Source organism: Psychrobacter raelei (assembly GCF_022631235.3).
GTDB classification, from domain to species: Bacteria; Pseudomonadota; Gammaproteobacteria; order Pseudomonadales; family Moraxellaceae; genus Psychrobacter; species Psychrobacter raelei.
Genome location: NZ_CP093310.2, coordinates 2,035,427 through 2,060,675, shown reverse-complemented (window position 1 = coordinate 2,060,675; position 25,249 = coordinate 2,035,427). Strand labels below are relative to the sequence as shown.

Genomic DNA, 25,249 nt, shown 5'->3' with positions numbered 1-25,249 from the left:
GTTGCCATTTTTGTTCGTATAATAACGGCCTTCCTACTTAGTTTTAGCACACTGGCCTTTGATAAGGATACATACTACACCGTTATGCCTAAATTTATTGAGCACCCTTTAACCGATATTTTTACCCCCACCAACGAGCAGTTATTTCCTATCGATAAGGCGCAAAAGCGCTGGCTTTATCCGGCTTATGCAGCAGCAGGCAGCTTATGGCTGGCCAGTTTAAGTGATTGTCCTGTGGCCAATGTCGCCAATAGACTCAAGGTGGTCGTCACCAAAGATCAAAACCAGCTCAACCAGATCGAGACAGAATTGGCGTTTTGCGGTGTCGATGCTTATGTGTTTCCTGATTGGGAGACACTGACCTATGATGAGCTGTCACCGCATCAAGATATTGTCAGTGAGCGTATCAATCTATTAACCGATATGCCAAAGCAGGGCATTTTACTGATTAGTATTCAGACGCTGATGCAGCGTATGGCGCCGCCAAGCTGGCTGATTGGTCAGCATTTTGATTTAAGCGTTGGTGATATTTTTGACATCAATCAACAACGAGAGATGCTCGCCGCAGCCGGCTATCGGGCGGTGGATAATGTGTTTGAACCCGGTGAATTTGCGGTGCGCGGTAGTGTGATTGATATCTTCGCCATGGGTCAGCCGTTTCCTCTACGCTTGGATTTGTTTGATAATGAAATTGAGACCATTCGATTTTTTAACCCGCAGACTCAGCGCACACTGTCTACTCAGACCTTGATGGATCTGGTTGCAGGCCGTGCCGATGCCAATAGTGCCAATCAGCATGATTTAACGGTTGAATCCTTATCTCTACTGCATAAGCTGCCTGATGTGTCTAAGCCAATCACTCAGTTTCAGATCTTGCCGGCCAAAGAGTTTCCGCTAGATGAGGGCAAAGAGACCTTCCGTAATAACTTTGCAGCCATGTTCCCCAATGTCAGTAGCCGCAGGTTTGAGCTACACAAAGACGTAATGGCAGGCATTGCCAGTAGTGGTCTGGAGTACTACCAGCCATTATTTTTTGAAATAGAGGATTGGTCACAAAATGGCCATTTATTCTCCTATTTTCCCAAAGATACCCTGTTTATTATCGATGAAAATACGGCTGAGGCGCAGGCTGACTATTGGTCACAGATTCAGCGCCGTTATGAAGAGCGCCGTCATGATATCGATAAGCCAATTGTAGACCCTACATTGCTTTATTTACCAAGCAATAGCTTAAATGAGATGCTCAATGCGTATCCACGCGTTATCTTAAGCCAAAGTGACTTAGCAGCTGCCGATAATACTCAAAGCGGTAAGGTAAAACTGCCGGCACTGATGCCGCCTGAGCTGCCGGTCAGTCATCAAAAAGCTGAGCCTTTATTAGAGCTTTTAAATTATGCCAGTGCCGGGTGGGATGACAACACCACTGAGGCGGCTTTAGCGCGCCCAATCCTAGTGGTGGCCGAGACTGCTGGCCGACGTGAGATTTTACTTGAGCTATTTCGCGGCAAGCTTAATGTGCAGACCTTTGATAGCTTACAGCAGTTTTTAGGCAGTGAGTTGTATCAGCAATCATTGATTAAAAACACCGCATCCGCTAGCAACACTAAGCCAACGGTGGGTCTGACCATTGCGCCTATTGAGCGCGGCGCAGTGATTGATCAGCATTTATCCATTATCAGTGAAACTCAACTGTTTGGTCGTCAAGTGCTACAAACCCGTCGTCGCCGCCAAAGCGATGTGTCCGAAGAGTTCTTAGTAAAAAGTGTCACCGAATTAACGGAAGGCAGTCCGGTGGTGCACATTGACCAAGGTATTGGTCGTTATCATGGTCTAATCACTCTAGACATCGGTGAAGGTGAGCAAGAATTTATTCATCTAAAATATGCCGATGATGCCAGTATCTATGTGCCCGTGGCCAATCTACAGCTGATTAGTCGTTATAGTGGCGGTGATCCAGCACTTGCGCCTTTGCATAAGATTGGTAGCGGTAAATGGGATAAGGCCAAACAAAAAGCACTGGAGCAAATCCACGATGTGGCGGCTGAGCTGCTTAATATGCAGGCGCGCCGTCAGGCCAAAGAGGGTATCCACTTCAAGGTGGAAACGGCTCAGTATGAGCTGTTCGCCAGCCAGTTTGCCTTTGAAGAGACCCCCGATCAGGCCAATGCCATCGATGCGGTGATGCATGATATGAAGCAGAACAAGCCGATGGATCGCCTGATTTGCGGTGATGTGGGCTTTGGTAAAACAGAGGTGGCCATGCGCGCGGCCTTTATTGCGGTAAATAGTGGCTATCAAGTGGCGGTACTGGTGCCGACTACCTTGCTGGCAGGACAGCATGAAGACAACTTTAAAGACCGCTTTGCTGATTGGCCCATTCGAGTGGAGACGCTTTCTCGCTTTGGTGGCAAAAAATACCAAGATCAAGTGCTAGAGGATCTAGCAGCAGGCAAAGTAGATATTGTTATTGGCACCCATAAGCTGCTACAAAAAGACGTGAAATTTGCCAATTTAGGCTTAATGATTGTCGATGAAGAGCACCGCTTTGGGGTACGTCACAAGGAGCGAATTAAAGCCATTCAAAGCGATGTTGATAGCTTGTCTATGACTGCCACGCCTATTCCGCGTACGCTCAATATGGCATTGACCGGTATGCGTGACATGTCGATTATTGCCACTCCGCCGGCGCGCCGCTTGTCGATTAAGACCTTCGTGATGCAAAAGACAAATCAGCTCATGAAAGAGGCTATTTTGCGTGAACTGCTGCGTGGCGGTCAGGTGTACCTGCTGCATAATGATGTCGCTAGCATCGAGCGTATGGCAGAAAATATCCGGGAGCTTGTACCAGAGGCTCGAGTCGGTGTTGCGCATGGTCAGATGAATGAGCGTGGTCTTGAGCAGGTGATGCAGCAGTTTTATCACAAAAAATTCAACGTGCTGGTCTGCACCACCATTATTGAGACTGGTATTGACGTGCCCAATGCCAATACCATTATCATCGAGCGCGCCGATAAATTTGGTTTAGCGCAGCTGCATCAGCTACGTGGCCGAGTAGGGCGTAGTCACCATCAGGCTTACTGTTATCTTCTAGTGCCTTCGGTAAAAGGCCTAAAAGGCGATGCCAAAAAGCGCTTAACTGCCATTGAGCGTGCCAATACCTTGGGCGCAGGCTTTATGCTGGCCAGTGAGGACTTGGAGATTCGCGGCGCTGGCGAGATACTGGGTAAACAGCAAAGCGGTAACATGCAGGCCATTGGTTTTAGTCTGTACATGGACATGCTAGAGCGGGCAACCAAAGCCATTAAAGCGGGCAAAGAGCCGGATTTAAACACGCCGCTGTCGTTGACCAGTGATATTAATCTTCACAGCTCCGCGCTGATACCTGAAGATTACGTCAATGATGTGCCGCAGCGTTTGTTGTTTTATAAACGTATCAGTAATGCCGAAGACAAAGAGGTGCTTACTGACATTCGTACCGAAATGATTGATCGCTTTGGTGCGCTGCCTGATCAGACCAAGCAGCTGTTTGCGATTCATCAGCTGCGGGTATTGGCTGAGCCTTTGGCGATTTATAAGATTGATGCGACCAGCAACAGCGTTATCCTAGAGTTTGCCCCAGACACACCAGTTGAAGCACTAGCGATTATTCAGCTTATTCAGTCTGATGGTAATCGCTACCGTATGAATGGTGCCTCAGGTATCCGCTATACCAACCCGGATAAGCTTGACACGCCAGCCAAGCGAGTAGAAGTAGTGCGTGAACTGCTCAATCACTTTACCCGTCATGTTAAGGACAAAGCGGCTCAGTAGTCGCTATTTTGCTAAGTGCGCTTAATTGTGCTTAAGTGCGCGCTGGTAAACAGTAGCCGTTATCACCGGTTGTGCTTATACAATGGGTGACAAAATAGCGGGGTCATAAAATCGTCATCATTGCTTAATGAGTTTGTCATCTAGGGCGGGTATCTTGTAGTTATTGAACAGATAACAACAAACTAAATGACAAACCACCCAAGAAACTAAATGACAAACCACCCAAGCTTAGGAGGACGAGAATGACCTTATTTAATGTTTTATCAAACAATCTGTCAAACGCTGCAACCGTGTGCTTAGCAGCAGATTTAGAAGAGCTTCAGGTACCCGACTGGTTCGATGATGACGTTGAAGATGCTATGGAGATGTAATCGGCTGTAGCGCGGCATAGTAAGCTTACGATAATAACAACGGCACAATAACAATAATAAGATTTTAGGGATGAATGCTTTTTTAGCAGGATGCTGATTATAAAAATAACAGCAAGTAGCGACTTGTGTATCTCGCTCAAGGTCGATGGGTTGGTTGGTTTTGCTGGCTTGAGTCAGTCAGCTGGTAAACAGTAGGTGACCCCATCTTGATGCATAAAACAGTCTTGAGCTCTCAAGGCTTTTTTTTTGGTTAAAGATTAATGGTTATGCACTAAGCATCAAGTGAATCATCAAGTGAATCATCAAGTCATGATGCACCGGCATTGGCTAATGAAATCTAAGCAAAGTTGGCAAAAATATTAAACATGGTGTTGCATCTATAATATCGGGGCAATACCTGATAAAATATCGAACTGCAGAATCATTAAAATAAATAAGAGAGCCAATATGTTTCAACTTCATCCAACGCTTGCTAAAGATTCGTTTTTAGTTGGAGATTTCCCGCTATCAACTTGTCGTCTAATTAATGACTGCCAGTTTCCTTGGTTGATTTTGGTACCTAGAGTGGCGGGCGTACAAGAGATTTATGAATTATCTCCAGCCGACCAAGCACAATTTTTGCGTGAGTCCAGCTGGTTATCTAGTCAAATGGCCAAAACCTTTAATGCGGACAAAATGAATGTGGCTGCTTTAGGCAACCAAGTCCCACAGCTGCACTTTCATCACATTGTACGTTATCAAAATGATTTGGCTTGGCCAAACCCAGTTTGGGGGACGCCAGCAGTACCTTATACCCAAGAGGTGTATTTGGCCATGCAGCAGACACTTATGATGGCGCTCAGAGGCCACAATCAGATGCCCTTTGATTGGCAAATGCAGTAAGCTTTTATAAATTTATCGTGATAAAAAAAGACACCACATTTAATGCGGTGTCTTTTTTTATGGCGATAGTTTTAGATGACACAGTTCGCTGTAATGGATGGCTTAATGGTTCTCTTTTGCGTGGTTTAGCGTGTATTTTGGAATTTCCACTACCAGGTCGGTATCATCAACCTGTACCTGACAAGACAAGCGAGAGTCAGGCTCTAAGCCCCAAGCTCTATCTAGCAAGTCAGCTTCGATATCATCCATCTCCTCTAAGCTGTTAAAGCCTTTGCGTACAATAACGTGGCAAGTGGTACATGCCTTAGACATCTCACACGCATGCTCAATTTTGAAGCCTTTTTCAAGAAGACCCTTACAAAGGTTCACACCGCTTTCTAATTCAACTTCCGCACCCTCAGGGCAGATTTCGTGATGCGGCAGTAAGGTAATTTTTGGCATAAGATTTTCCAATAGGTATTTTTAATAAAGTCAGATTTGTATCGATTAGAATATGAATCACTGGGCCTAGGGTCTAGCAGCTGTTACCAAGATTCTGTGCTGGTGCCAGCAAGTGATTGCTTAACACTTTGATCCATAATTCGGGCGGCAAAGGTATCACTTAAAGGCTTTAACACGGCCTGTTTTGCCTCTACATCGGCTTTAAGTTGCTGCAGCTGTTCTGGCTCAGCATTCAAGCTAGAGGACACCTGATTTAGAGAGTCACTTAGTGCGCTCATGGCTTGTTGTAAGTCAGTCACCTCAGTGTCAGACAATAAAGCCCCAAACTCTTGTAGAGCAGACTGTAACGCCAACACTTCACGCTCAGCTTCTACTTTGGCTTCAATAAGACTGCGAGATAACTTATCTTGAGCGGCATTTTCAAAGCCTGCACGCAGCAGTTGTTCTTGCTGCTCATCGCTTAAACCATACGATGGGGTGATTTTGATATCGCTCTTAACCCCAGAGGTCGCTTCAAAAGCGCTGACTGATAGTTGTCCGTTGGCATCGATGTCAAAGGTGACTTCAATGCGGGCAAGCCCTGCTTTCATGGGCGGTATACCATATAATTCAAAGCGGCCCAATGAGCGGCAGTGCTCAACCGTATCACGCTCGCCTTGTACCACATGTACTACCATGCCAGTTTGGCCATCTTGATAGGTAGTGAAGGTCTGTTTTTTGGCCACAGGAATGGGGGTATTACGTGGAATAACCACCTCTACCAAGCCGCCCATGGTCTCAAGGCCTAAAGACAGTGGGGTGACATCAAGCAATAACACGTTGTTTGACTTGTCTTTTTTAATCAGCTGATCGGCCACTTGCGCCGCACCCAATGCCACTACTTCATCAGGGTTGAGATGAGATAAAGGGGTTTTGTTAAAAAATTGCTCAACCGCTTGCTGTACTACTGGCATACGCGTCGAGCCACCGACCAAGATAATCTCATCTAGTTGCTCAATGCTTACGCCGGCATCACGCATAACTTGCTCACAAGTGGCCAACGTACGGCGAGTGATGGGCTCGACGATTTGGATCAAGTCTACAGCGGTTAATGTGCCTGACCAATCGATGTCAGCGATATCAATACTCACATCAACACGATCACGATGCGTAAGCGCTTGTTTAAAGCCTTCTGCCTGACGTGCAATATGGGTGCGCTGCTGGGCGGTTAAGTCTTTTGGGTTTAGATTGGCCTGTTTTAACAGCCAGCCCATAATTTGGCGATCCATATCATCGCCGCCCAAGGCGCTGTTACCGCCTGTGGCCAGCACCTCAAACACGCCCTCATTCATCTTAAGCAAAGACACATCAAATGTGCCACCGCCAAGATCATAAATCAAAAACAGACGCTCTTGTTGGGCCTCATCGTTTGAGCCGGCAGCACGGTCTAAGCCGTAAGCTACGGCAGCAGCGGTAGGCTCATTTAATAATCTAAGCACCTTCAGACCGGCCAATTGAGCAGCATCTTTTGTCGCTTGGCGCTGAGCTTCATCGAAGTAGGCAGGCACGGTAATCACTGCACCTTGAATACTATCGTCTGGTAGAGCACGCTGAGCCCGATCTTTTAGGGTGCGAAGGATGTCGGCCGAAACTTCAACAGGGGACACATTGCCCTGCTCAGTCACAAACGAGGGCATAGCATCTGCGCTAGTCTCGCTTGATTTGAGCTGATACGGATGTGAGAACTTAATGTCTTTAACACTACGGCCCATAAAGCGCTTGGCTGAGATGATGGTGTTAACGGGATCGGTCTCAAAATAAGACAGCGCCTCGCTACCGACGATAGGGGCGTTAGTATCATTAGCAGTACCGTAATAAACCACCGAAGGCAGTAAGTTGTCTTTGGTCTTAGCATCAGCGGTTTCAAGAAGTGCTGCCTTACCTGAGCGTACCACAGCGACCATAGAACGCGTTGTGCCTAAGTCGATACCTAGAGCATATTTATGTTCATGCGGCTTTGCGCTTTGGTTGGGTTCAGCAATTTGTAATAAGGACATAACACACTCAATTTATTTATAGCAAATGATAAAAGAATTTAAAATAACACAGTCGGTACGATCATGATAAAAAAATAAGACGCTCAGTAAATACGTAGATGATGTTACAGATATAAGTCATCATCATCTGGCTGACGCTGGCTGTTATCTACCGCTGTGTCCATATCTTTTTTTAGCTTGACCAAAAACTTAAGCTTTTGAGTCGCATCCATCGCCATTGGCCAGTCATGATGGTCATAAGCTTGGATAAAACGCTGAGATTGGGTAGCAATGCGATCATCTGCGGTAACTTTGAGCTGCTCAATACGTAGCAAATCTGTGTTAGCTTCGGAATCATCTAAGGCCATACGCATGTCCATCGCGTCATCTAAAAAATCCAAATCAGCAATAGAATGATCGGTATTAAGCTCTTGACCGGACAGCTCTAATAGATAATTGGCTCGGCTATCAGGGTGTAGCAGGATGTCATAAGCATGGTTGATAACCGCAGAGTTTTGCTCTGATGAGGCTTTATCTAAAGCGCTAAGCTTGTCAGGATGGAACTGGCTTTGTAGTTGCCTTAAGCGTTCACTAAGCTTGTTAGTATCGATGTCAAAAGCAACAGGCAGCTCAAATAAAGCGAAGAAGTTGGCAAAAGTAGGGGCAGTATCAGACATAGGATTAGGATGCTTACTGTGGGTTGAGGCGAATTATACTGGTTTAAAAGCTCAAAGCTGACGAGCAAGGTCGTCAGCAAGGGCTCAAACTCAGTCACTAACTATAAGATAAGTGCTGGTACTATAAGACAGTGATTAATCAGTATAAAGTAATCAATCAACAATCAATATAAGCATGAAGACTTAAAGGTATTCATACTAAACGGTAAAGGACTCACCACAGCCACATTCGCCTTTTTGATTAGGGTTGGTGAATTTGAAGCCCTCGTTTAGACCTTCAGTCACATAATCCATTAATAGTCCATCTAGATATACCATGCTCTTTGGATCAACAAAGATATTAACTCCGTTGCTTTCAAACTTCTCATCGCTTGAATCGGGATCATCAACAAATTCTAACACGTAGGCCAGTCCTGAGCATCCAGCGGTGCGAATAGCCACACGAATGCCTTCACCATGACCACGGTTATCTAGATAATCTTTTACGTGTTTGGCAGCACGTTCGGTCAGTTCAATCATTAAGACTTTCCTAATGTTAAAAATTTTATTATTGGTTCTCAACGTTAATGGGGATAATCCATCAAGCTTCAAGCCATCACCTTGTCACAGCATTGTGCCTAACAAGGTGATGAATGATACGCTTTAAGTGGTCGCTAACTTAAGCTTCCACTGTGCCGCTTTTGGCGCGATAATCTTCAATCGCCGCTTTAATAGCGTCTTCTGCCAGTACTGAGCAGTGAACTTTTACTGGGGGTAGGGCAAGCTCTTCTGCGATGTGCTTGTTTTTGATCTCAGAGGCTTGGTCTAACGTTTTACCTTTAAGCCATTCAGTGACCAATGAGCTTGAGGCAATTGCTGAGCCGCAACCATAAGTTTTAAAGCGAGCATCTTCAATGATACCGTCATCACCAACTTGGATTTGTAGACGCATAACGTCACCACAAGCTGGGGCACCAACCATACCAGTACCTACGTTCTTAGCGTCTTTGTCCAAATTACCAACGTTACGCGGATTTTCATAATGGTCAATTACTTGATTACTATAAGCCATGGTGTTTCTCCTGGGGTTTAACCTAGATAAATAAGGGAACAGTATTCAATCAATACTGTCTAAAAGGGTCGTACATAGCACATTTACTGTCCTAAAGCGGACTCAGTAAAATGGCGGTTATGCTTAGTGTTCAGTCCACTCTACAGAGGTTAGATCCACACCGTCTTTATACATATCCCATAAGGGTGATAAATCTCTTAGCTTATCTACGGCTTCATGAATCTGAGCTAGGATGATATCGATGTCTTCTTCGGTGGTGTAGCGGCCGAAGCTAAAGCGAATTGAGCTGTGTGCCAACTCATCAGGACGACCGATAGCTCGTAGTACATAAGAGGGTTCTAACGTCGCTGATGTACAAGCAGAGCCTGAAGAGACAGCCATATCTTTTAGGGACATCATTAATGACTCACCTTCAACGAAGTTAAAGCTGATATTGACAATGTTTGGTACGCTGTTATCAGAGTCACCGTTTAAATAAATCTCTTCGATGTCTTGGACGCCTGCCCATAATTTGTCACGCAGCTTTTGTGCATGTGCGCGATCTTGCTCTAAGCGCTCAGCGGCAATAGCAAAGGCTTCACCCATACCAACGATTTGATGCGTCGCCAACGTACCTGAACGCATACCACGCTCATGGCCACCGCCATGCTGCTCAGCACGTAAACGAATGCGTGGCTTACGGCGAACATATAAAGCGCCGATACCTTTAGGACCATAAATTTTGTGACCTGAGAAGCTCATTAGATCAATTTTTAGCGCTTCAAGATCAATTTCAACTTTACCTGCAGCTTGTGCCGCATCCACGTGGAATACTACGCCAGCTTCACGAGTGATCTCACCGATGGCCTTGACATCAGTGACCGTGCCAAGCTCATTATTCACCATCATAAGAGATACTAAAATAGTATCTTCACGAAGCGCATCTTTTACCTGCTCAGGCAAAATAAGACCAGTGCTAGGCTGAGGCTCGATATAAGTAATTTCATAGCCTTCTTGCTCAAGCTGACGGCACGTATCTAGTACCGCTTTGTGCTCAATTTTACTGGTGATAATGTGTTTACCGCGGCCTTCATAGAAATGAGCGGCGCCTTTAATGGCCAAGTTGTCTGATTCAGTAGCCCCTGAGGTGAATACGATTTCACGAGGATCAGCATTAACCAGATCAGCGATTTGCTGACGCGCATTTTCTACAGCTTCCTCTGCTTGCCAACCATAACCATGTGATCGAGAAGCGGGGTTACCGAACATGCCATCAAAGGTCATATACTCGGTCATTTTTTTGGCCACTTGCGGATCTACAGGGGTAGTTGCTGCATAGTCAAGATAGATAGGGCGGTTCAAGTTACTCATGCTGGATTAACCTCACTGGCTGAGAATATCATATTAGGATTTGAATGAGATGTGGTGCTTTCTGTCGCCACATCATAAATAAGTTGTTGACGGTCTGAGACGTCTTTTACATTTTCCATCTGTAGTAATTGTTCTAATGAGATGTTTTTTAGATACTGTTCAATATGCTTAGATAAGGCACACCATAAATCATGGGTGAGACACATAGCGCCGCCCTGACAGTTGCCTTGGCCACCACACTGCATGGCATTCACAGACTCATCTACCGCGGTAATGATGGTCATTACGTCGATATCGGCCAATGGCTTTGCTAGATGATAGCCTCCAGAGGCGCCTCGAGTACTGGTCACTAATCCTGCTTTTCTTAACTTAGAGAATAACTGCTCCAAATAAGAAATGGATATAGATTGGCGCTTTGCTATGTCTGATAAAGAGACAGCATTTGTTGAGTCGCCATCTTGAATAGCCAGATCTAGTAGCGCGGTAACGGCGTATCTACCTCGAGTTGTTAAACGCATTCAATGCCTCCACGATGTCGCTATAAGTTGATATGATGCCTATTATAGTTAATCCCGAGTAAACTAGTCAAGATTAATCGGTGAGTAATTTGTAAGGCAAACTCTCAGCCTTATACACTGAGAGCCACATCCACCATAAAATAGCGTCCTCAAAGCCAAGCCTTATGAAGGTCGAAGCCAAGCATTACCACAGAGCATTGGCCGATAGGGCATGGGTATAGCCTACTGTCACAAAGCGCCTTGATAGCAACAAGCGATTAGCGCAAACAAAAAGTCATGATAACAACATACAGCGTAGTGGCTTCACATACCGACATGGTAAAGCCTTATTAGATACTAGGGGCAAAGCTTATAAAAACAAGGCCATAGCTTTAATAAAAGCGGGCAAAACCGTCATAAAAAATGCGTGCATAGTATAGCAAAGATAGGCCATGAAACGGCTAATAAAATACAGGTATAAAGCAGATGATGACAGAGGCTATAAACTTAGGGAGGTGGCGGCGTAGGCTCTAAACATATCGGTTATCAATACACCAAAAAAAACCCTTAAATGAAGACATTTAAAGGTTTAAATATACCAATAAGTGATAATACGGTGACTTGGGTATGAGTCAATTATTGAGTCAGCCAGCCAATGACTGAGGCAACTGCAATTAATGACGCCACAATTAACGCAATTAATGTGGTTTTTTGTTTGCTATGAGCCTCTTTTAAGCTGACTTCAAGTTCGCGGTTGCGCATGCTTAATATATTTAGCTGCTGCTGCTGCTCTTCAATGCGCGCTTTATAATCAGGCTTATTAGCATTGTCCGCATCGTCTTTTTTGCCGCGGCCCTTGTCTTTGCCTTTCACCGTTTTAATAATGCCTTGGAATAAGCTGGCCACACCCAGTTGTAATAGGAAGTGACGTACTTCGGTCACTGTCTCAGTACCGCCGCGCATAGTCAGCTTATTGATTTGAGTGGCATCATTGCTAATGAATGAATTGATCAGTTGGTGAGAGTAGGCATTAATAACCACATCTGGCTCTGAGACAGAGGCGGGTAGGTTGCTATCTAACAAAACGCCTTTGGTAGTAAAGGTGGCATAGAATTGGGTGTGGGGTAAATAGCTGCGCACACACACCACAGTGTTTTTTTGAGCCAAAGGATAAACAGCTTTGCGTAGGTTCGGGTCGAATCTTAATACCAGAGTAATGGCGGACTCTGCCAGTACCAGTACGACATTAAGTAAAGAGTTTGATATTGAATTTTGACTCATACTAAACCTATTTAAGTGTTAAAAAGTAAGCGCTTTATCTAAGCTGTTAACCCTAGTGTACTTATTATGGAGAGCCCTCGCTATTAAAATACTTGGAATTTTAATGACTAAAAGGGTTAAATGAAGTAAATAATAGCATAATGCGGCCAATGCGCCATAGGCATCCCTTATTTATGTCATTTAAATCTGTAACTGCTGTGTGGTTTTTGCAAAAGCAAAGTGGTGATATTAGCGCTCTTGGTTTATTTGTGTAAAATAGAGGCGCAAACGGGGCTAAAATATACGATAGCACTTGAAAACACAGTGGTTTGCAGGTATAAAGTCACTAGAAAGTGGTGTCACAAGGTGTATTAAGTGGGTTATTGGCCAATTATATGTAAATTTACTTGCACATTTTTAAACCCCTTGTTATAACTGCATTTAACAACCACCACGTCAAAAAATACTAGCAGTAAAAACGGTGCATTTTTTTGCGCTATGGTGTAGTATTTAAGGGCTTGGTTATTGCTTATTTAGTTTTTAAGCGATAGAATTTACCCCCGAATTTAAATCTATTTTAAAGGAATTCTCTATGAATAAATCAGAATTAGTAGATAGCATTGCTGAGAAAAGCGGTCTTAACAAAACTCAAGCTGCTGACGCTCTAAATGCTATGATGGAAAGTGTTGGTGAAGCGCTAGAAAACAATGACACTATTTCATTGGTTGGTTTTGGTACATTCAGTGTGAAAGACCGCAAAGCACGCACTGGCCGCAATCCTAAGACAGGTGATGAGCTACAAATTCCAGCAAGCCGTGTACCACACTTTAAAGCAGGTAAAGGCCTTAAAGATCGTTTAAACTAAGCCGAATGAGCGCTAAGTTAAGCGAGCACGATGTCTCTTTGTAGACAATAACGCACCTTAGGGTGCGTTTTTTTTGTGTCAGCTGTTATTTTCACGTATGATATTGCGTTAAACTTTTATTAACCTATGACTGATATGTACTATGGAATCGATACGTAATTTTCTCCAAAGTTGGCCCGGAAGAATCTTCTTAATGCTGTGTTTATCACCATTGGTGATATTGGGGCTAGAGAGCTACTTTAGTGGGGCATCGAGTGTCAATGAAGTGGCTAAAGTGGGCGATCAAACCATTAGCCGTGCAGAATACCAAGATGGCCTAAATGGGCGCAGAAATGAGCTATTGCAAGGCGGGGTAGAGGCCAGTGCTATTAATACCCAAGCCTTAAATAGCGAAGTGCTCAAAGGCTTGATTAACCGTGCGCTGTTAAGAAACCAAACCGATCATTTGGGGATGCACGTATCCGATGCTGCGATTAATAATCTGTTATTACAAGATCCGCAGTATTTAGATGAAAATGGCCAGTTCTCAAACGACCGCTTTGCTTTTGCATTGCAGCAGCAGGGCATCACCAAAGATCAGCTGTTTGCCCAGTACCGTCAGCAGTTAAACCTAATGCAGCTTTATGCCAGTGTCGCTCAGACGGCTGTGTATCCTGAGTCGCAAATCCATGATCTACTGGCGCTGCAACTTGAGACGCGCGATGTGTGGGTGTATCGCCTACCTTGGGAGCAGTTCAAAGATAAGGTGAGCGTATCTGACAAAGAAATCTCTGATTATTATAACGAGAATAAAAGCAAGCTAAATAGCCGAGCTATGGTAGATTTGGCTTATGTGAGCCTAGATCCGAGCAAGCTGCCTGTCGAAAAAGTCACTCAAGCTGAGCTACAAGCGCAATATGATGATTATAAAGCACGTTTTGTGGGTAACTCCAAGCAAAAGGTAAGCCAGATTCTAGTGACTGGCAGTAAGGCTGAGGCGACCATGCAGCAAATTGAGCAACGTCTGAAAAAAGGCGAAAGCTTTGCAGCTATTGCCAAAGAGCTGTCAGAGGATCCGGTGAGTGCTGCCAAAGGGGGTGATATTGGCACCTTTAATGCAGACGCCTTCGGTGCAGATGGTCAAAAAGTAGCTCAAGCTTTATCAGGTCTAGAAAAAGGTGAGGTATCGGCTCCAGTAAAAACCAGCTTCGGTTATCAGCTGTTTAAAGTGACCGATAAAAGCGGTGAGAGCGTACCGAGTTTAGACAGTATGCGTGACGAGCTGACCGCACAAGCTCAACGTCAAAAGCGCGAGCAATTGATTGCTGATAAAATCACCAGTATTAATGACATGGCCACAGATGGTGTGGGTATTGAAGATATCGCCCAGCAAGAGGGCTTGACTGTCCACAAAATCAAAAACTACACCAAGCTTAATAACAATACTGAGCTTAACCAGCCTGTGGTTATTGAAGCGGCCTTTGATGACTTTGCTTTACAAGAAGAGTCGGTCAGCCCAGGTATTAAAGTTAATACTGGCACAGTGTGGGTACAGCCTACCAATTACCGTCCTATTAAGCCGTTAACTTTGGCTCAAGCGAGTGCTCAGATTAAAGATACTTTGGTAAAACAAAAGGCAGCTCAGCAGGCGATGGCACAGGCCAAGCGTCTGAGCGAAACGGTAAATAACAGTGGTATGTCAGCGGCAAAAGTGCCCTTTAAAGCCTTAGGCACTATAAACCGCCAAAACCCACAGCTAAGTATGGATGAAAAAGCCATTGCCTTTAGTAAAAACACGCCTGCTGGCAAACAAGTGGCTGTTGCTGAAAAAACCAGCAGTGGGGCAACTGTACTGGTGATGGGGCCAATCAGTAAAGCCTCTATCAAGGACGTGCCTGCTGCTGAGCTGTCGCAGGCCATGTTCGATATGAGAAGTATCCGTGGTCAAGAACACTTTAGTGATTACTTAGAGTACTTACGCGGCGCCACTAAGATTGAGAAAAATGAGGCAGTGATTAAAGAGATTGGTGGAATTTAACGTCTTATCTGCTATCACATCACTGCTCAGCTTATACCCAATCTTAAACGACGCATAAAAAAAGACCGCCTCACTGAGGCGGTCTTTTTTTATGGGCATCTATCAGATACACAAAGCTTGTTGCTTAGTGGCGGAAATGACGCATACCGGTGAAGACCATAGCGATACCATGCTCGTTCGCCGCAGCAATGGTTTCGTCATCACGAATAGAACCACCGGGTTGAATAATGGCTTTAATGCCTACTTCAGCAGCGTTATCGATACCATCACGGAATGGGAAGAAGGCATCTGAGGCCATAACCGCGCCTTGCGTTGCTAGGTTGGCATGCTCAGCTTTGATGGCTGCGATACGTGCTGAGTTCACACGGCTCATTTGGCCGGCACCAATACCGATGGTGCGCTGATCTTTACCATAAACAATGGCATTTGACTTAACATACTTGGCCACAGTCCAAGTGAACAATAAGTCATTTAACTGCTCAGCAGTAGGTTTTAGATCAGTCACCACTTGTAGGTCATCGGCAGTGATAAGACCCAAGTCTTGGTTTTGGATTAATAGACCGCCTGTGACACGTTTATAGTCAAATTGCGCGGCACGTTGATCAGGGCTTGGTAGCTCACCACAGGTTAAGACGCGTACGTTCTTTTTGGCGGCAGTAATGTCAAGCACACCTTGCTCAAGGCTTGGGGCAATGATCACTTCAGCGAACTGCGTATCTACAATCGCTTGCGCCGTTTGCTTAGTTAGGGGACGGTTAAAGGCAATGATACCGCCAAAAGATGACTCAGGATCTGTGCTAAACGCTGTTTTGTATGCTTGAGTCTGGTCAGCATTGATGGCCACACCGCAAGGGTTCGCGTGCTTCACAATCACACAGGCCGACTCGCTAAATGATTTGACACACTCTAAAGCGGCATCAGTATCAGCGATGTTGTTGTATGACAGCTCTTTGCCTTGATGCTGCTGAGCGGTAGAGATGCTGCCTTCACCTGAGCCATTGGCTTCTACATAAAATGCCGCTTTTTGATGTGGGTTTTCACCATAGCGCAAATCTTGAGCTTTTTGTAGTTGTACGTTGAACGTGCGAGCGAAGCTATCTGGCGCTTCAAATGACTCTAGGCGACTGCCTAAGAAGTTGGCAATCATGCCATCATAATGAGCGGTATGCTCAAACGCTTTTACTGCCAAATCAAAACGGGTTTTTTGAGAGATGCTGCCCGTGTCTTTTAGCTCTTGTAGCACCACATCATAGTCTGCAGGATTGGTTACGATGGCTACATGTTCGTGGTTTTTGGCCGCTGAGCGCACCATGGTTGGGCCACCGATATCGATGTTTTCAATCGCATCAGCTTTGGTCACATCAGGCTTTGCCACAGTTTGCGCAAAAGGATAAAGGTTGACCACGACTAAGTCGATAGGGCGAATACCATGTTCGCTCATAACCGCATCGTCTTGACCACGGCGACCAAGAATACCACCATGAATTTTTGGGTGTAAGGTTTTGACGCGGCCATCCATCATTTCGGCGAAGCCGGTATAGTCGGCCACTTCAGTCACAGCAATGCCGTTGTCAGACAGTAGGCGATACGTACCACCGGTAGATAATAGATCGTATCCTGCTTCGATGAGGCCTTTTGCAAAGCTTTCAATTTGTGATTTATCAGAAACAGAAATAAGAGCGTACGGCTTATCAGACATAGTTTTTCCCATAGTGTGGACAGTAAAAAGGGTGATGATATTCTGAGATTATCGTCAGGGTTTAGTAAAACACTTAATCTTTGCAAATTAAGCGAGGAAGTATATTAGAGCAATTTATTCAGTATGACAAAAAATTTGGCCTTAAAAGACAACGTTTGATAGGTTTTTATCACATCAAATCATACTGCTGCATTTTTTTTCTTAATGTGCCTCGATTGAGCCCCAAGATTTTTGCTGTTTTTGACTGATTGCCTTGGGTTTGTTTGAGGACCACTTGCAGTAAAGGTTTTTCTACTTCTTGCAAAATGGTTTGGTACAAGTTGGTCGTAGACTCGCCCTCTAATTCCACAAAATACTGCTCAACGGCTTGCTGAACATGATGACGTAGAGGAGCACGGTCTTGGGGGGCGTGAGAGTCAACGCCTTGTGGCTCAGGTGCTATCGAGCTCTGATTGTAATACTTGGCAGCATGGGCAGCACCACTACCAAAAGCGGGGGATGAGTTACTCATAGTTAAGTCTGTACAATGAAGGTTAAAAAGCGTGAGAGTGGTTAAATTTGCACAGCTGCTTACTTTTGCAGCTGTGCTTTTGATAGCTACTGGGCTGTGTTTTTAGCCTGTAAAGGTGCCTGATAAACGGTGCCAGTGCGAGTCATCATGATCATCACTTTTCTCATAAGAGTGGCGGGTATCTAGATTGAACCAAGGCTCATACGCGCGGACCATATCCTCAAGCTGCTCTGAGATAAGTCCGGCCAGCACGATACCCCCTTTCGGCTTAATTAAAGTGGCTAAATAGGGTGCCAATTCCATTAAAGGCTTGGCTAAGATATTGGCGGTAATGATATCCGCTTTGGGGATATCACCGGCAGCAAAGGCTTTGGCAAAATCCTCTGGCAGATACACCTCAAGAGCATGGGTGACATCATTACGCTCAGCGTTCTGCTTAGTGGCCAGTACCGCTTGTGGATCAATGTCTACGCTGTACACTTGCTTGGCGCCCAGTAATAAGGCGGCAATGCCTAAGATACCTGAGCCGCAGCCATAGTCGATAATGACTTTATCGCTTAAGTCTTGATCAGTGAGCCAATCTAAGCAAAGACGTGTGGTGGCGTGATAGCCAGTACCAAAAGCTAAGCCTGGATCCATCATGATATTTACCGCATCTGGATTGGGCGGGGTCATCCACTTGGGCACAATCCACAAGTTGTTGGTGCACTCAATAGGCACGTAATGCGACATCCATTCACGCTCCCAGTCTGTGTCTGCCAGTGCCGTGGTCCAAACACGTCGAGCGTTGACTTGAGCGGCCAAAGTCTGTGCCATAGACTCAATGTCTTGTGCCGTGTCGGCGGTAAATAGGCCGGTCAAAATAACTTCATCCCACAAAGGCGACTGACCTGGAAGTGGCTCAAATAACGGCTGGTCACCAGCATCTTCTAGGCTAATTGAAAGCGCACCTTCTTCTAATAATAAGCTCTCTGCCAAGTCAACGTCTTGTTTTGCACATTGTAGGTGCAGTTGTTGCCAATCCATAAGTGTCCTTAGATAAATCGGTTTAATAAAACGCTCTATTTTAGCTTGATAGCGTCTGTGTTGATAGGGGTTATCTTGAAAGAGCCGCTTTTGCCTCGTTTATAACCCGAGTATTGCCTTGGGCTTGGCCGGCGCGTAACACCACTTGCCACAAAGCCTGCTTTTGAGAAGCCGTTTTTGCCACGACCAGACCTCGGCGTGCCATCGCTTCTGCCTTTAGCGGTTGGTGTTGCTTAAGAGCAACTTGGCCTAAATAAAAATAAACTGCAGAAGATTGAGGCGCTAAGCGCTGAGCACGGGTGAAGGTGCTTTGGGCAGCAGACACTTGGCCTTGTCGCAATTGGGCCACACCGGTATCCATCAGCCTTTTAAATGCAGGAATGGTACTGCCATCTTGAGTAGAGGTGTTACTGCGCGCTGTATTTTGTGAGTTTTGGCGGGCCTGATCTAGTAATATTTGCTGCGTGGTTCGTGTCTCAGGCGGACGAACAATCACGACCGGCTCTCGCACTTGTACCGGTGTGCGCGGTGCCGGAGTCGGCTCGATGGGCGCCTCCAATACAGGCGCAGTTGTCTGCGCCTCCTGGGTTTCAGCAGTGCTTTGTACAGAAGATGATGGAGTGGTGTCTTCAGCTATGCGCTGATGATCAAAGTTGTTAGAGCCATCAGGATAGTCTGCGCTGTCCTCTGGCTCAAAGTCTTGTTCGTCTATCACCTCATAATCTTCTGCTTGTTGAGCGCTAGATGAGGCCGGATATTTATTTGCTGGATGGTTGATAGTCGATGTACGAATAGTTGAGGTAGTAGGTGGTACACCTTGAGCGCTATCTGTCATTGAAGGCGGCGTCTGACAGCCACTTAGGCCACCTGCTGCCAGACCAAGACCCATAACAGCTGCCATAAAAAAGCTGTGACGCTTAGCGCAAACGGTTGAGGTAGGAGCGGGCATAAGCATAAAGCACATCCAAATTATGAGATAAAATTTTTAGGCCAATTAAAACCATTGTAACGCTTTATCATACCAAGTATCACCATTATTGGCAGGCTCTGAGCCTTCTTGCTCAGGAGCATTGCCTGCAGAGGCATCATCATTAGCGCTTGAATCAGTATTGGCGGGCATACCTTCTTGAACACTATCGAGCTGACGGCTTTGATCCAGCAAAGCCTTGCGCTGATCATTGAACCACTGCTGTCTTTGGCGTGCCTGCTCTTGCTCATAGATGGCAAGGGCGCAGTCACTGGCCTCTTCAGGCAAATATCTGCTAAGTACGGGCAAGTAGCGGGCATTGTCACAGCTTTCATGCGACAGTTTTCCGGTGCCATTTTCTAGCCATAACCACTCTACACTGTCAGGCTGCACCAGCTCGACAGGGGTCAAGCGCAGACGACCCATAAAGTCCTTCCACACAGGTAATGCACCGCTGCCACCACTTAAACCAATGGGCTTATTGTCATCACGGCCCACCCATACTACGCTGACATAGTTGCCACTATAGCCGGCAAACCAAGAGTCGCGGTAGTCGTTGGTGGTGCCTGTTTTCCCGGCCAGATTTAGATCACTGCCTAAGGATTTTAGCGAGCTTGCCGTTCCACTGCGCACCACTTCTTGTAGCGCATAGTTGGTTAGATAGTTGACATCAGGTGGCACGCTGCGCTTGGTATCTAGGCCTGAGCGCTGCAGAATTTGACCTCGGTCATCAACCACAGAGCGGATACTAATAATGGGCGTGCGAAACCCACCTGCGGCCATGACCTGATACATACCAAGCATATCCATAGGACTAAGCTCAACTGAGCCTAAGAACAACGAAGGATAGGTTGGTATCTTCTCCTTAATACCTAAGCGGTGAAGCTGATCGACGAACGTGCCCACACCAAATTCTATACCCGTATTTACCGCAGCTTGGTTATAAGATTTGGCCAGCGCTGTGGTTAAGGGCACGTAACCATGGTCTCGGCCATCGTAGTTTTTTGGGGTCCAAGTGGTGTTGTCTGGTAACGTTAGCGTAACTGGGTTGTCGCTCACAGGGCTGGCCAGATTGTACTTGCCACTTTGTAGCGCCGTCATATAAATAAAGGGTTTTAACAGTGAGCCCACTTGACGTTTGGCATCTATCGCTCGGTTGAAGCCTGTAAATTCGCTACCACTACCCACAGCAGCAATCAGCTCACCTGAAGCTGGATTGGCACTGACCAAGGCCGCTTGTAAATCCTTGGTTTTGCTGCTGCTTTTTCGTAAGCCTGATAATTGCTTTTGTACCGCTGCATCAGCCGACATCTGAGCGATAGGGTCTAAGGTACTAAAGACGCGTAGGCCTTCATTTTTTAGATCATCGGGATGATAATTATCATGCAGTTCACGCTTTACGATGTCCAAAAAGTCGGGGAATCGGCTTTTGCCTACGCTTGGTTTAGGCACCACATCAAGCTTTTGAGCAATGGCGTCATCATAAGTGGCTTGATCAATTTTGCCCGTTTCAAGCATATTGGCCAGCACTGTATTGCGGCGATTGAGGGCACGCTCTGGATTGCGGCGTGGATTGTAATAGCTTGTGCCTTTGGCTAAGCCCACCAGCATGGCTTGCTGATCAATACGCAGCTCTTTTAACGGTTTATTAAAATAAAACTGCGCAGCCAATCCAAAGCCGTTAATAGAACGGTTGCCATTTTGACCTAGGTTAATCTCATTTAAATAAGTTTGTAAAATTTGGTCTTTGCTGTAGTGCATCTCGAGTAGCAAGGCCATCACCGCCTCATTGGCTTTACGCTTAAAGGTGCGATCTGAGCTTAGATAAAAGTTTTTAATCAGCTGCTGAGTGATGGTCGAGCCACCTTGCATCGAGCCGCCTTTTAAGTTGTTATACAGTGCTCGGCCGATACCCTTGAGCGACACGCCTTTGTGCTCATAAAAGCCGCGGTCTTCGGTGGCGATAAGCGCATCAATCAACGGCTGCGGAATCTCATCAATAGGCAACACGATGCGGTCTTCATTGTTATCTGGATAAATACCACCGATGGTAACCGGCTCAATACGCACGATACCAGTATCATTGGGTTCGGTACTTTGAATGCTGGTGACTTTAGAGTCTTGGATTTTAATCTTAATCACTTGCTCAGGGTCAACATCATTGGCGCTGTACTGAAAGCCACGGGTATGAATGACATACTGGCCGGAGGACTTGTTATAGGTGCCAGTATTGTTGTAATTAGAGCTGGATTTGTAATTGAGCATCTCAAGCCAAGCATCTAAGTTCTTGTTGGTGAGGGCTGCCCCTTGATACAGCTCTAAAGGCTGCGAGTACACCTTGGCTGGCAAGTTCCAGCGTTTGCCCTCAAATTTGGCAGTAATAACGCGGTCTTGCTTGATCAAATACATGGCCAGCATCAACATACCGACAATGATGATAATCAGTAAAAAAAAGCCAATCACTGAGCCGCGTTGCTGCTGCGGGTTGGGAAGTTTGCCTTCGCTAAACGAGGACTTGGAGAATTGTGCAGATGATTGGTCAAAATGAGAAGAAGCGCGAGAGGGTTTGTGATGCACGATAGTTTTACCAACATAAAAAAAGACCCGATTATAATGACTGAAAACCGCCTTTTTTTCAATGTAATTGCCATCTAATAGCCGATATATGCCCATTAAAAGTGGCTTTTCATCGCTTTTTCACGAGTTAGGGCATCCTGCATAAGCGCCTGATTTATTCAAGCGTAAACTTTCAAAAATATACTTCGCCCTCATAATGGTTAAAGCGCTATTGCGGACGGCGACCCTTAATCACGTTTGTGACGATGTAAGGCATGCAGACCTGATACAATAGGCGCATCTTTTTGTGCGACAATGTGTAGTGACGACAGCTATGACCCATCTTAATGAGCGTTCAAACCCTTCTTCCTCCCCTTTAGCAGCGCCTGAAGCTGCCTCCTCTGAGTACGGCTATTTGTCTGAGGACATCAATGAGCTGATTTTACCGCCTGAAGGCTGCTGTTTTCATTGTGCTGAGCCGGTACCAACACCCCCCTTTACTGCGGTAGTGCTGGGCGAATCACGCCTTATGTGCTGTATGGGCTGTCAATTGGCGGCTGAAAGTATCGTAGAGGCGGGGCTTGAGCAGTATTATTTGGATCGCTCTGAGATTAACCGTACTGCAAGCTTGCCCACTGAGCTTGAGCGTCTGCGAGCTTATGATCATGAAGAGGTTCAAGCGCAATTTGTGTATGCCGCAGAGGGCAAATCGGTGGCAGAGTTGTCGGTGAGTAATTTGCGCTGCGCTGCCTGTACTTGGCTGATTGAAACGCGGTTATATGAGCTTGAAGGCGTAGATAAGTGTCAGGTGAACCTGACCAATCAGCGCATGCGGGTGATTTGGGATGAAACCAAGCTGCCTATCAGTGATATTTTGGTCACCATCAATCAGATTGGTTATGATGCCAAGCCTTATCGACAAGACACCCATGAGGCGATGCTGGCGCGCAATAATAAGCAGATGATGATAAGACTGGGCATTGCGGCATTAGGTGCTATGCAGGCCATGATGTTCGCGGTGGGTATGTACTTTGGCAATTACACCAGTTATAGCGGTATGCTCATAGAACAGCGTGATTTTTTGCGCTGGGTATCGCTGTTTGTTAGCATTCCTGTGTTCTTTTATTGTGCCGTGCCATTTTTTGCCTCTGCGTGGTCGGCCATAAAAGTGCGTCAGGTGAATATGGATGTGCCGGTAAGTATCGCCTTAACCGTTACCTTTTTTGCCAGCTTGTACGCCACCATTTCAGGACATGGTGAGACCTATTATGACTCAGTGAGCATGTTTGTGTTCTTTTTACTCGCTGGGCGTTATATCGAGCACAATGCACGTCTTAAAGCGGCAAACATGGCCAATGACTTGGTGGTGGTTGAACCCACCTTAGTACAAAAAATCGGTCATGAGCCGCAGCTGGTCGATGCCCTCATGCCGAGCATGGAGGCTGAAAAACAAGGCATACAAACCAAGCTGGATGAAGCCAATGCGCCAATTGATTTAACCATTGAACAAAATAAACAATTACAGCAGCTTGGTAACCTCATCCATTTGGCTCAGCGCAATAAGCCGGCACTTGCTGCAGATACGCTCTCAAGTGGCCAACACCCTGTTGTTGACGCCATATCAGCAGACACTGAGATTGACGAGAGACGCTACCTGAGTGACGCTGCTCATAGCGATACTGTGACCGCCCACTCACTTAAAATCGGTGATGTTATCTTGATTGAAGCGGGCAGTGAAGTAGTGGCAGATGGTCTGCTGTGTAGTGAGACGGCGACCGTCTCCCAAAGTCTGCTTACTGGTGAGAGTTTATTGATTGTCAAACATCGAGGTGAAAAGGTCATCGGCGGCTCACAAAACGATAGCCAGCCTTTTATTATGCTGGTCACCGCCTTGCCTGAGAACAGTCAAATTGCCTTAATTGACCGTTTAATGAACCGAGCCCTGAGTGAAAAGCCTAAAGTGGCAGAGCAAGCAGATAAGTGGGCGCGCTGGTTTGTGGCACGGATTTTAGTGTTGTCTGTGTTTGTATTCATCGGCTGGTACTTGGTCGACCCCTCTGAAGCGCTGTGGGCCACCGTGGCCGTCTTGGTTGCCACTTGTCCTTGTGCGTTGTCATTGGCCACGCCTATTGCATTAACGGTATCGACCAATAGACTGGCAAGCTATGGGTTCTTAACCACTCGTGGTCATACCATTCAGACCTTAGCTGAAATTACTCATGTGGCCTTCGATAAGACCGGGACACTCACTTATGGTAAGCCTAACTTGCTGTATATCGAGCCTTTGAGCCATGAGCCTCAATTAGATGCTGGTCTACAGACTGATGCCATTCAAGATAAAGATGACTTATTGGCCATCGCAGCAGCGCTAGAGGTGGGCAGTCGTCATCCGATAGCCACCGCTTTGTTGGATGCCGCGTATCAGCTACATTTACCGGTGGTCAATCAATTGGTGCATCACACTGCAGGCGGGGTGGAGGCACAGGTAGGTGATATCGGCGGCGGCCATACTTATCGGCTCGGTCATGTGGACTTTGCTTTAAATCGTGATGACAGTAAGGCAGGCAGCAATGTGCCTTATGAGATTGACTTGCAGCGCCATCGTGCCAGCACGGTGGTCATGTTGACCCGCTGTGAGCGTCAAGCTGATGCTGCTGGGGGCTCACCAGATATCTGGCAACCACTGGCGCTGTATTACTTCAATGACAGTGTGCGAGATGGTGTGGCGCAGATGATCCATCAGCTGCAAGCTCAAAACATTGAAACTGTAATATTAACGGGAGATCCAAGCTCACATGCGCAGACTGTGGCTCAAGAGCTTGGCGTAGATAAGGTCTATTTTGGCTTATCACCTTCAGATAAGGTGGCGCACATTAAGCAGCTGCAAGATGCCGGTCATGTGGTCATGATGGTCGGAGATGGTATTAATGATGCTCCAGTTTTGGCGGCAGCCAATATTTCTACCGCTATCGCTGGGGCGGCTGACTTAGCTCAAGTCTCAAGCGATAGTGTGATTTTAAATGGTAAAGTGGCAGCTGTGTCCGATGCCAAGCGCATCGCTGATAAGGCGCAAAATATTATCAAACAAAACCTGCGCTGGGCCTTAACTTATAACTCTGTGGTTCTACTACCGGCCGCCTTTGGCTATGTTCCTCCTTGGCTGGCAGCCATTGGTATGTCACTAAGCTCCTTGGTAGTGGTGCTTAATGCACTGCGTTTGAAACGAGCCTAAATGTGCTGATCGCTTATACCGC

General features: G+C 46.1%; 19 protein-coding genes. 6 read left to right on the top strand and 13 right to left on the bottom strand.

The features are described 5' to 3' along the window. The first annotated feature begins 84 nt into the window (after positions 1 to 84). The 3 genes from mfd (at position 85) to MN210_RS08570 (ending at position 5,063) form a co-directional block, all read left to right on the top strand. The gene (mfd, locus tag MN210_RS08580; protein ID WP_338412051.1) at positions 85 to 3,810 is read left to right on the top strand and encodes a transcription-repair coupling factor; all 3,726 of its coding nucleotides are present in this window, start codon (positions 85 to 87) and stop codon (positions 3,808 to 3,810) included. Between the two features lie 242 nt (positions 3,811 to 4,052). Further along, positions 4,053 to 4,181, top strand: a complete 129-nt coding sequence (locus MN210_RS08575; protein ID WP_255016507.1) for a hypothetical protein — start codon at positions 4,053 to 4,055, stop codon at positions 4,179 to 4,181. Between the two features lie 447 nt (positions 4,182 to 4,628). Continuing rightward, the gene (locus tag MN210_RS08570) at positions 4,629 to 5,063 is read left to right on the top strand and encodes an HIT domain-containing protein (RefSeq protein WP_007395256.1); all 435 of its coding nucleotides are present in this window, start codon (positions 4,629 to 4,631) and stop codon (positions 5,061 to 5,063) included. 102 nt (positions 5,064 to 5,165) lie between these two features. On the opposite strand, the gene fdx is transcribed toward MN210_RS08570, so the two are convergent. From fdx to MN210_RS08530, 8 genes are all read right to left on the bottom strand, one after another. Beyond that, positions 5,166 to 5,504: an ISC system 2Fe-2S type ferredoxin gene (fdx, locus tag MN210_RS08565; protein WP_011960855.1), complete on the bottom strand. Its 339-nt coding sequence runs from the start codon at positions 5,502 to 5,504 to the stop codon at positions 5,166 to 5,168. Positions 5,505 to 5,587: 83 nt separating this feature from the next. Further along, the gene (gene hscA / locus MN210_RS08560; protein WP_338412050.1) at positions 5,588 to 7,540 is read right to left on the bottom strand and encodes a Fe-S protein assembly chaperone HscA; all 1,953 of its coding nucleotides are present in this window, start codon (positions 7,538 to 7,540) and stop codon (positions 5,588 to 5,590) included. A 104-nt stretch (positions 7,541 to 7,644) separates the two neighbouring features. Then, a complete protein-coding gene (hscB, locus tag MN210_RS08555) occupies positions 7,645 to 8,196 on the bottom strand; it encodes a Fe-S protein assembly co-chaperone HscB (protein ID WP_241878254.1) in 552 nt (183 codons plus the stop codon). A 198-nt stretch (positions 8,197 to 8,394) separates the two neighbouring features. Next, positions 8,395 to 8,715, bottom strand: a complete 321-nt coding sequence (gene iscA, locus MN210_RS08550; protein WP_011960852.1) for an iron-sulfur cluster assembly protein IscA — start codon at positions 8,713 to 8,715, stop codon at positions 8,395 to 8,397. A 139-nt stretch (positions 8,716 to 8,854) separates the two neighbouring features. Then, positions 8,855 to 9,247, bottom strand: coding sequence for a Fe-S cluster assembly scaffold IscU (gene iscU / locus MN210_RS08545; RefSeq protein ID WP_011960851.1), 393 nt, complete (start codon positions 9,245 to 9,247; stop codon positions 8,855 to 8,857). A gap of 123 nt (positions 9,248 to 9,370) precedes the next feature. Next, a complete protein-coding gene (locus tag MN210_RS08540; protein WP_110817356.1) occupies positions 9,371 to 10,588 on the bottom strand; it encodes an IscS subfamily cysteine desulfurase in 1,218 nt (405 codons plus the stop codon). Positions 10,589 to 10,593: 5 nt separating this feature from the next. After that, positions 10,594 to 11,115, bottom strand: coding sequence for an Rrf2 family transcriptional regulator (locus MN210_RS08535; RefSeq protein ID WP_011960849.1), 522 nt, complete (start codon positions 11,113 to 11,115; stop codon positions 10,594 to 10,596). Between the two features lie 615 nt (positions 11,116 to 11,730). After that, entirely contained in the window at positions 11,731 to 12,375 is a 645-nt protein-coding gene (locus MN210_RS08530; protein WP_011960848.1) for a hypothetical protein, read from the bottom strand. 571 nt (positions 12,376 to 12,946) lie between these two features. Between MN210_RS08530 and MN210_RS08525 the strand changes: the two genes are divergently transcribed. Further along, positions 12,947 to 13,219 (top strand): HU family DNA-binding protein, encoded by a 273-nt coding sequence (locus MN210_RS08525; protein WP_007395246.1) that lies wholly within the window; start codon positions 12,947 to 12,949, stop codon positions 13,217 to 13,219. Between the two features lie 142 nt (positions 13,220 to 13,361). Further along, on the top strand, positions 13,362 to 15,236 hold the full coding sequence (locus MN210_RS08520) for a SurA N-terminal domain-containing protein (RefSeq protein WP_425605595.1): 1,875 nt from the start codon (positions 13,362 to 13,364) through the stop codon (positions 15,234 to 15,236). A 124-nt stretch (positions 15,237 to 15,360) separates the two neighbouring features. Here MN210_RS08520 and purH read toward each other — a convergent pair whose 3' ends face one another. The 5 genes from purH to mrcB all read right to left on the bottom strand — a co-directional run bounded on the left by purH (position 15,361) and on the right by mrcB (position 21,863). Further along, positions 15,361 to 16,935: a bifunctional phosphoribosylaminoimidazolecarboxamide formyltransferase/IMP cyclohydrolase gene (purH, locus tag MN210_RS08515; RefSeq protein ID WP_011960845.1), complete on the bottom strand. Its 1,575-nt coding sequence runs from the start codon at positions 16,933 to 16,935 to the stop codon at positions 15,361 to 15,363. Between the two features lie 169 nt (positions 16,936 to 17,104). Further along, complete coding sequence (gene fis / locus MN210_RS08510) at positions 17,105 to 17,446, bottom strand: DNA-binding transcriptional regulator Fis (RefSeq protein ID WP_011960844.1); 342 nt, start codon at positions 17,444 to 17,446, stop codon at positions 17,105 to 17,107. Positions 17,447 to 17,548: 102 nt separating this feature from the next. Next, positions 17,549 to 18,472: a 50S ribosomal protein L11 methyltransferase gene (gene prmA, locus MN210_RS08505; RefSeq protein WP_011960843.1), complete on the bottom strand. Its 924-nt coding sequence runs from the start codon at positions 18,470 to 18,472 to the stop codon at positions 17,549 to 17,551. A 70-nt stretch (positions 18,473 to 18,542) separates the two neighbouring features. Then, the gene (locus MN210_RS08500; protein WP_338412048.1) at positions 18,543 to 19,427 is read right to left on the bottom strand and encodes a tetratricopeptide repeat protein; all 885 of its coding nucleotides are present in this window, start codon (positions 19,425 to 19,427) and stop codon (positions 18,543 to 18,545) included. Between the two features lie 39 nt (positions 19,428 to 19,466). Beyond that, positions 19,467 to 21,863, bottom strand: coding sequence for a penicillin-binding protein 1B (gene mrcB / locus MN210_RS08495; RefSeq protein WP_425605650.1), 2,397 nt, complete (start codon positions 21,861 to 21,863; stop codon positions 19,467 to 19,469). Between the two features lie 466 nt (positions 21,864 to 22,329). Between mrcB and MN210_RS08490 the strand changes: the two genes are divergently transcribed. Next, positions 22,330 to 25,227, top strand: a complete 2,898-nt coding sequence (locus MN210_RS08490; protein WP_338412046.1) for a heavy metal translocating P-type ATPase — start codon at positions 22,330 to 22,332, stop codon at positions 25,225 to 25,227. The last annotated feature ends 22 nt before the right edge of the window (positions 25,228 to 25,249 follow it).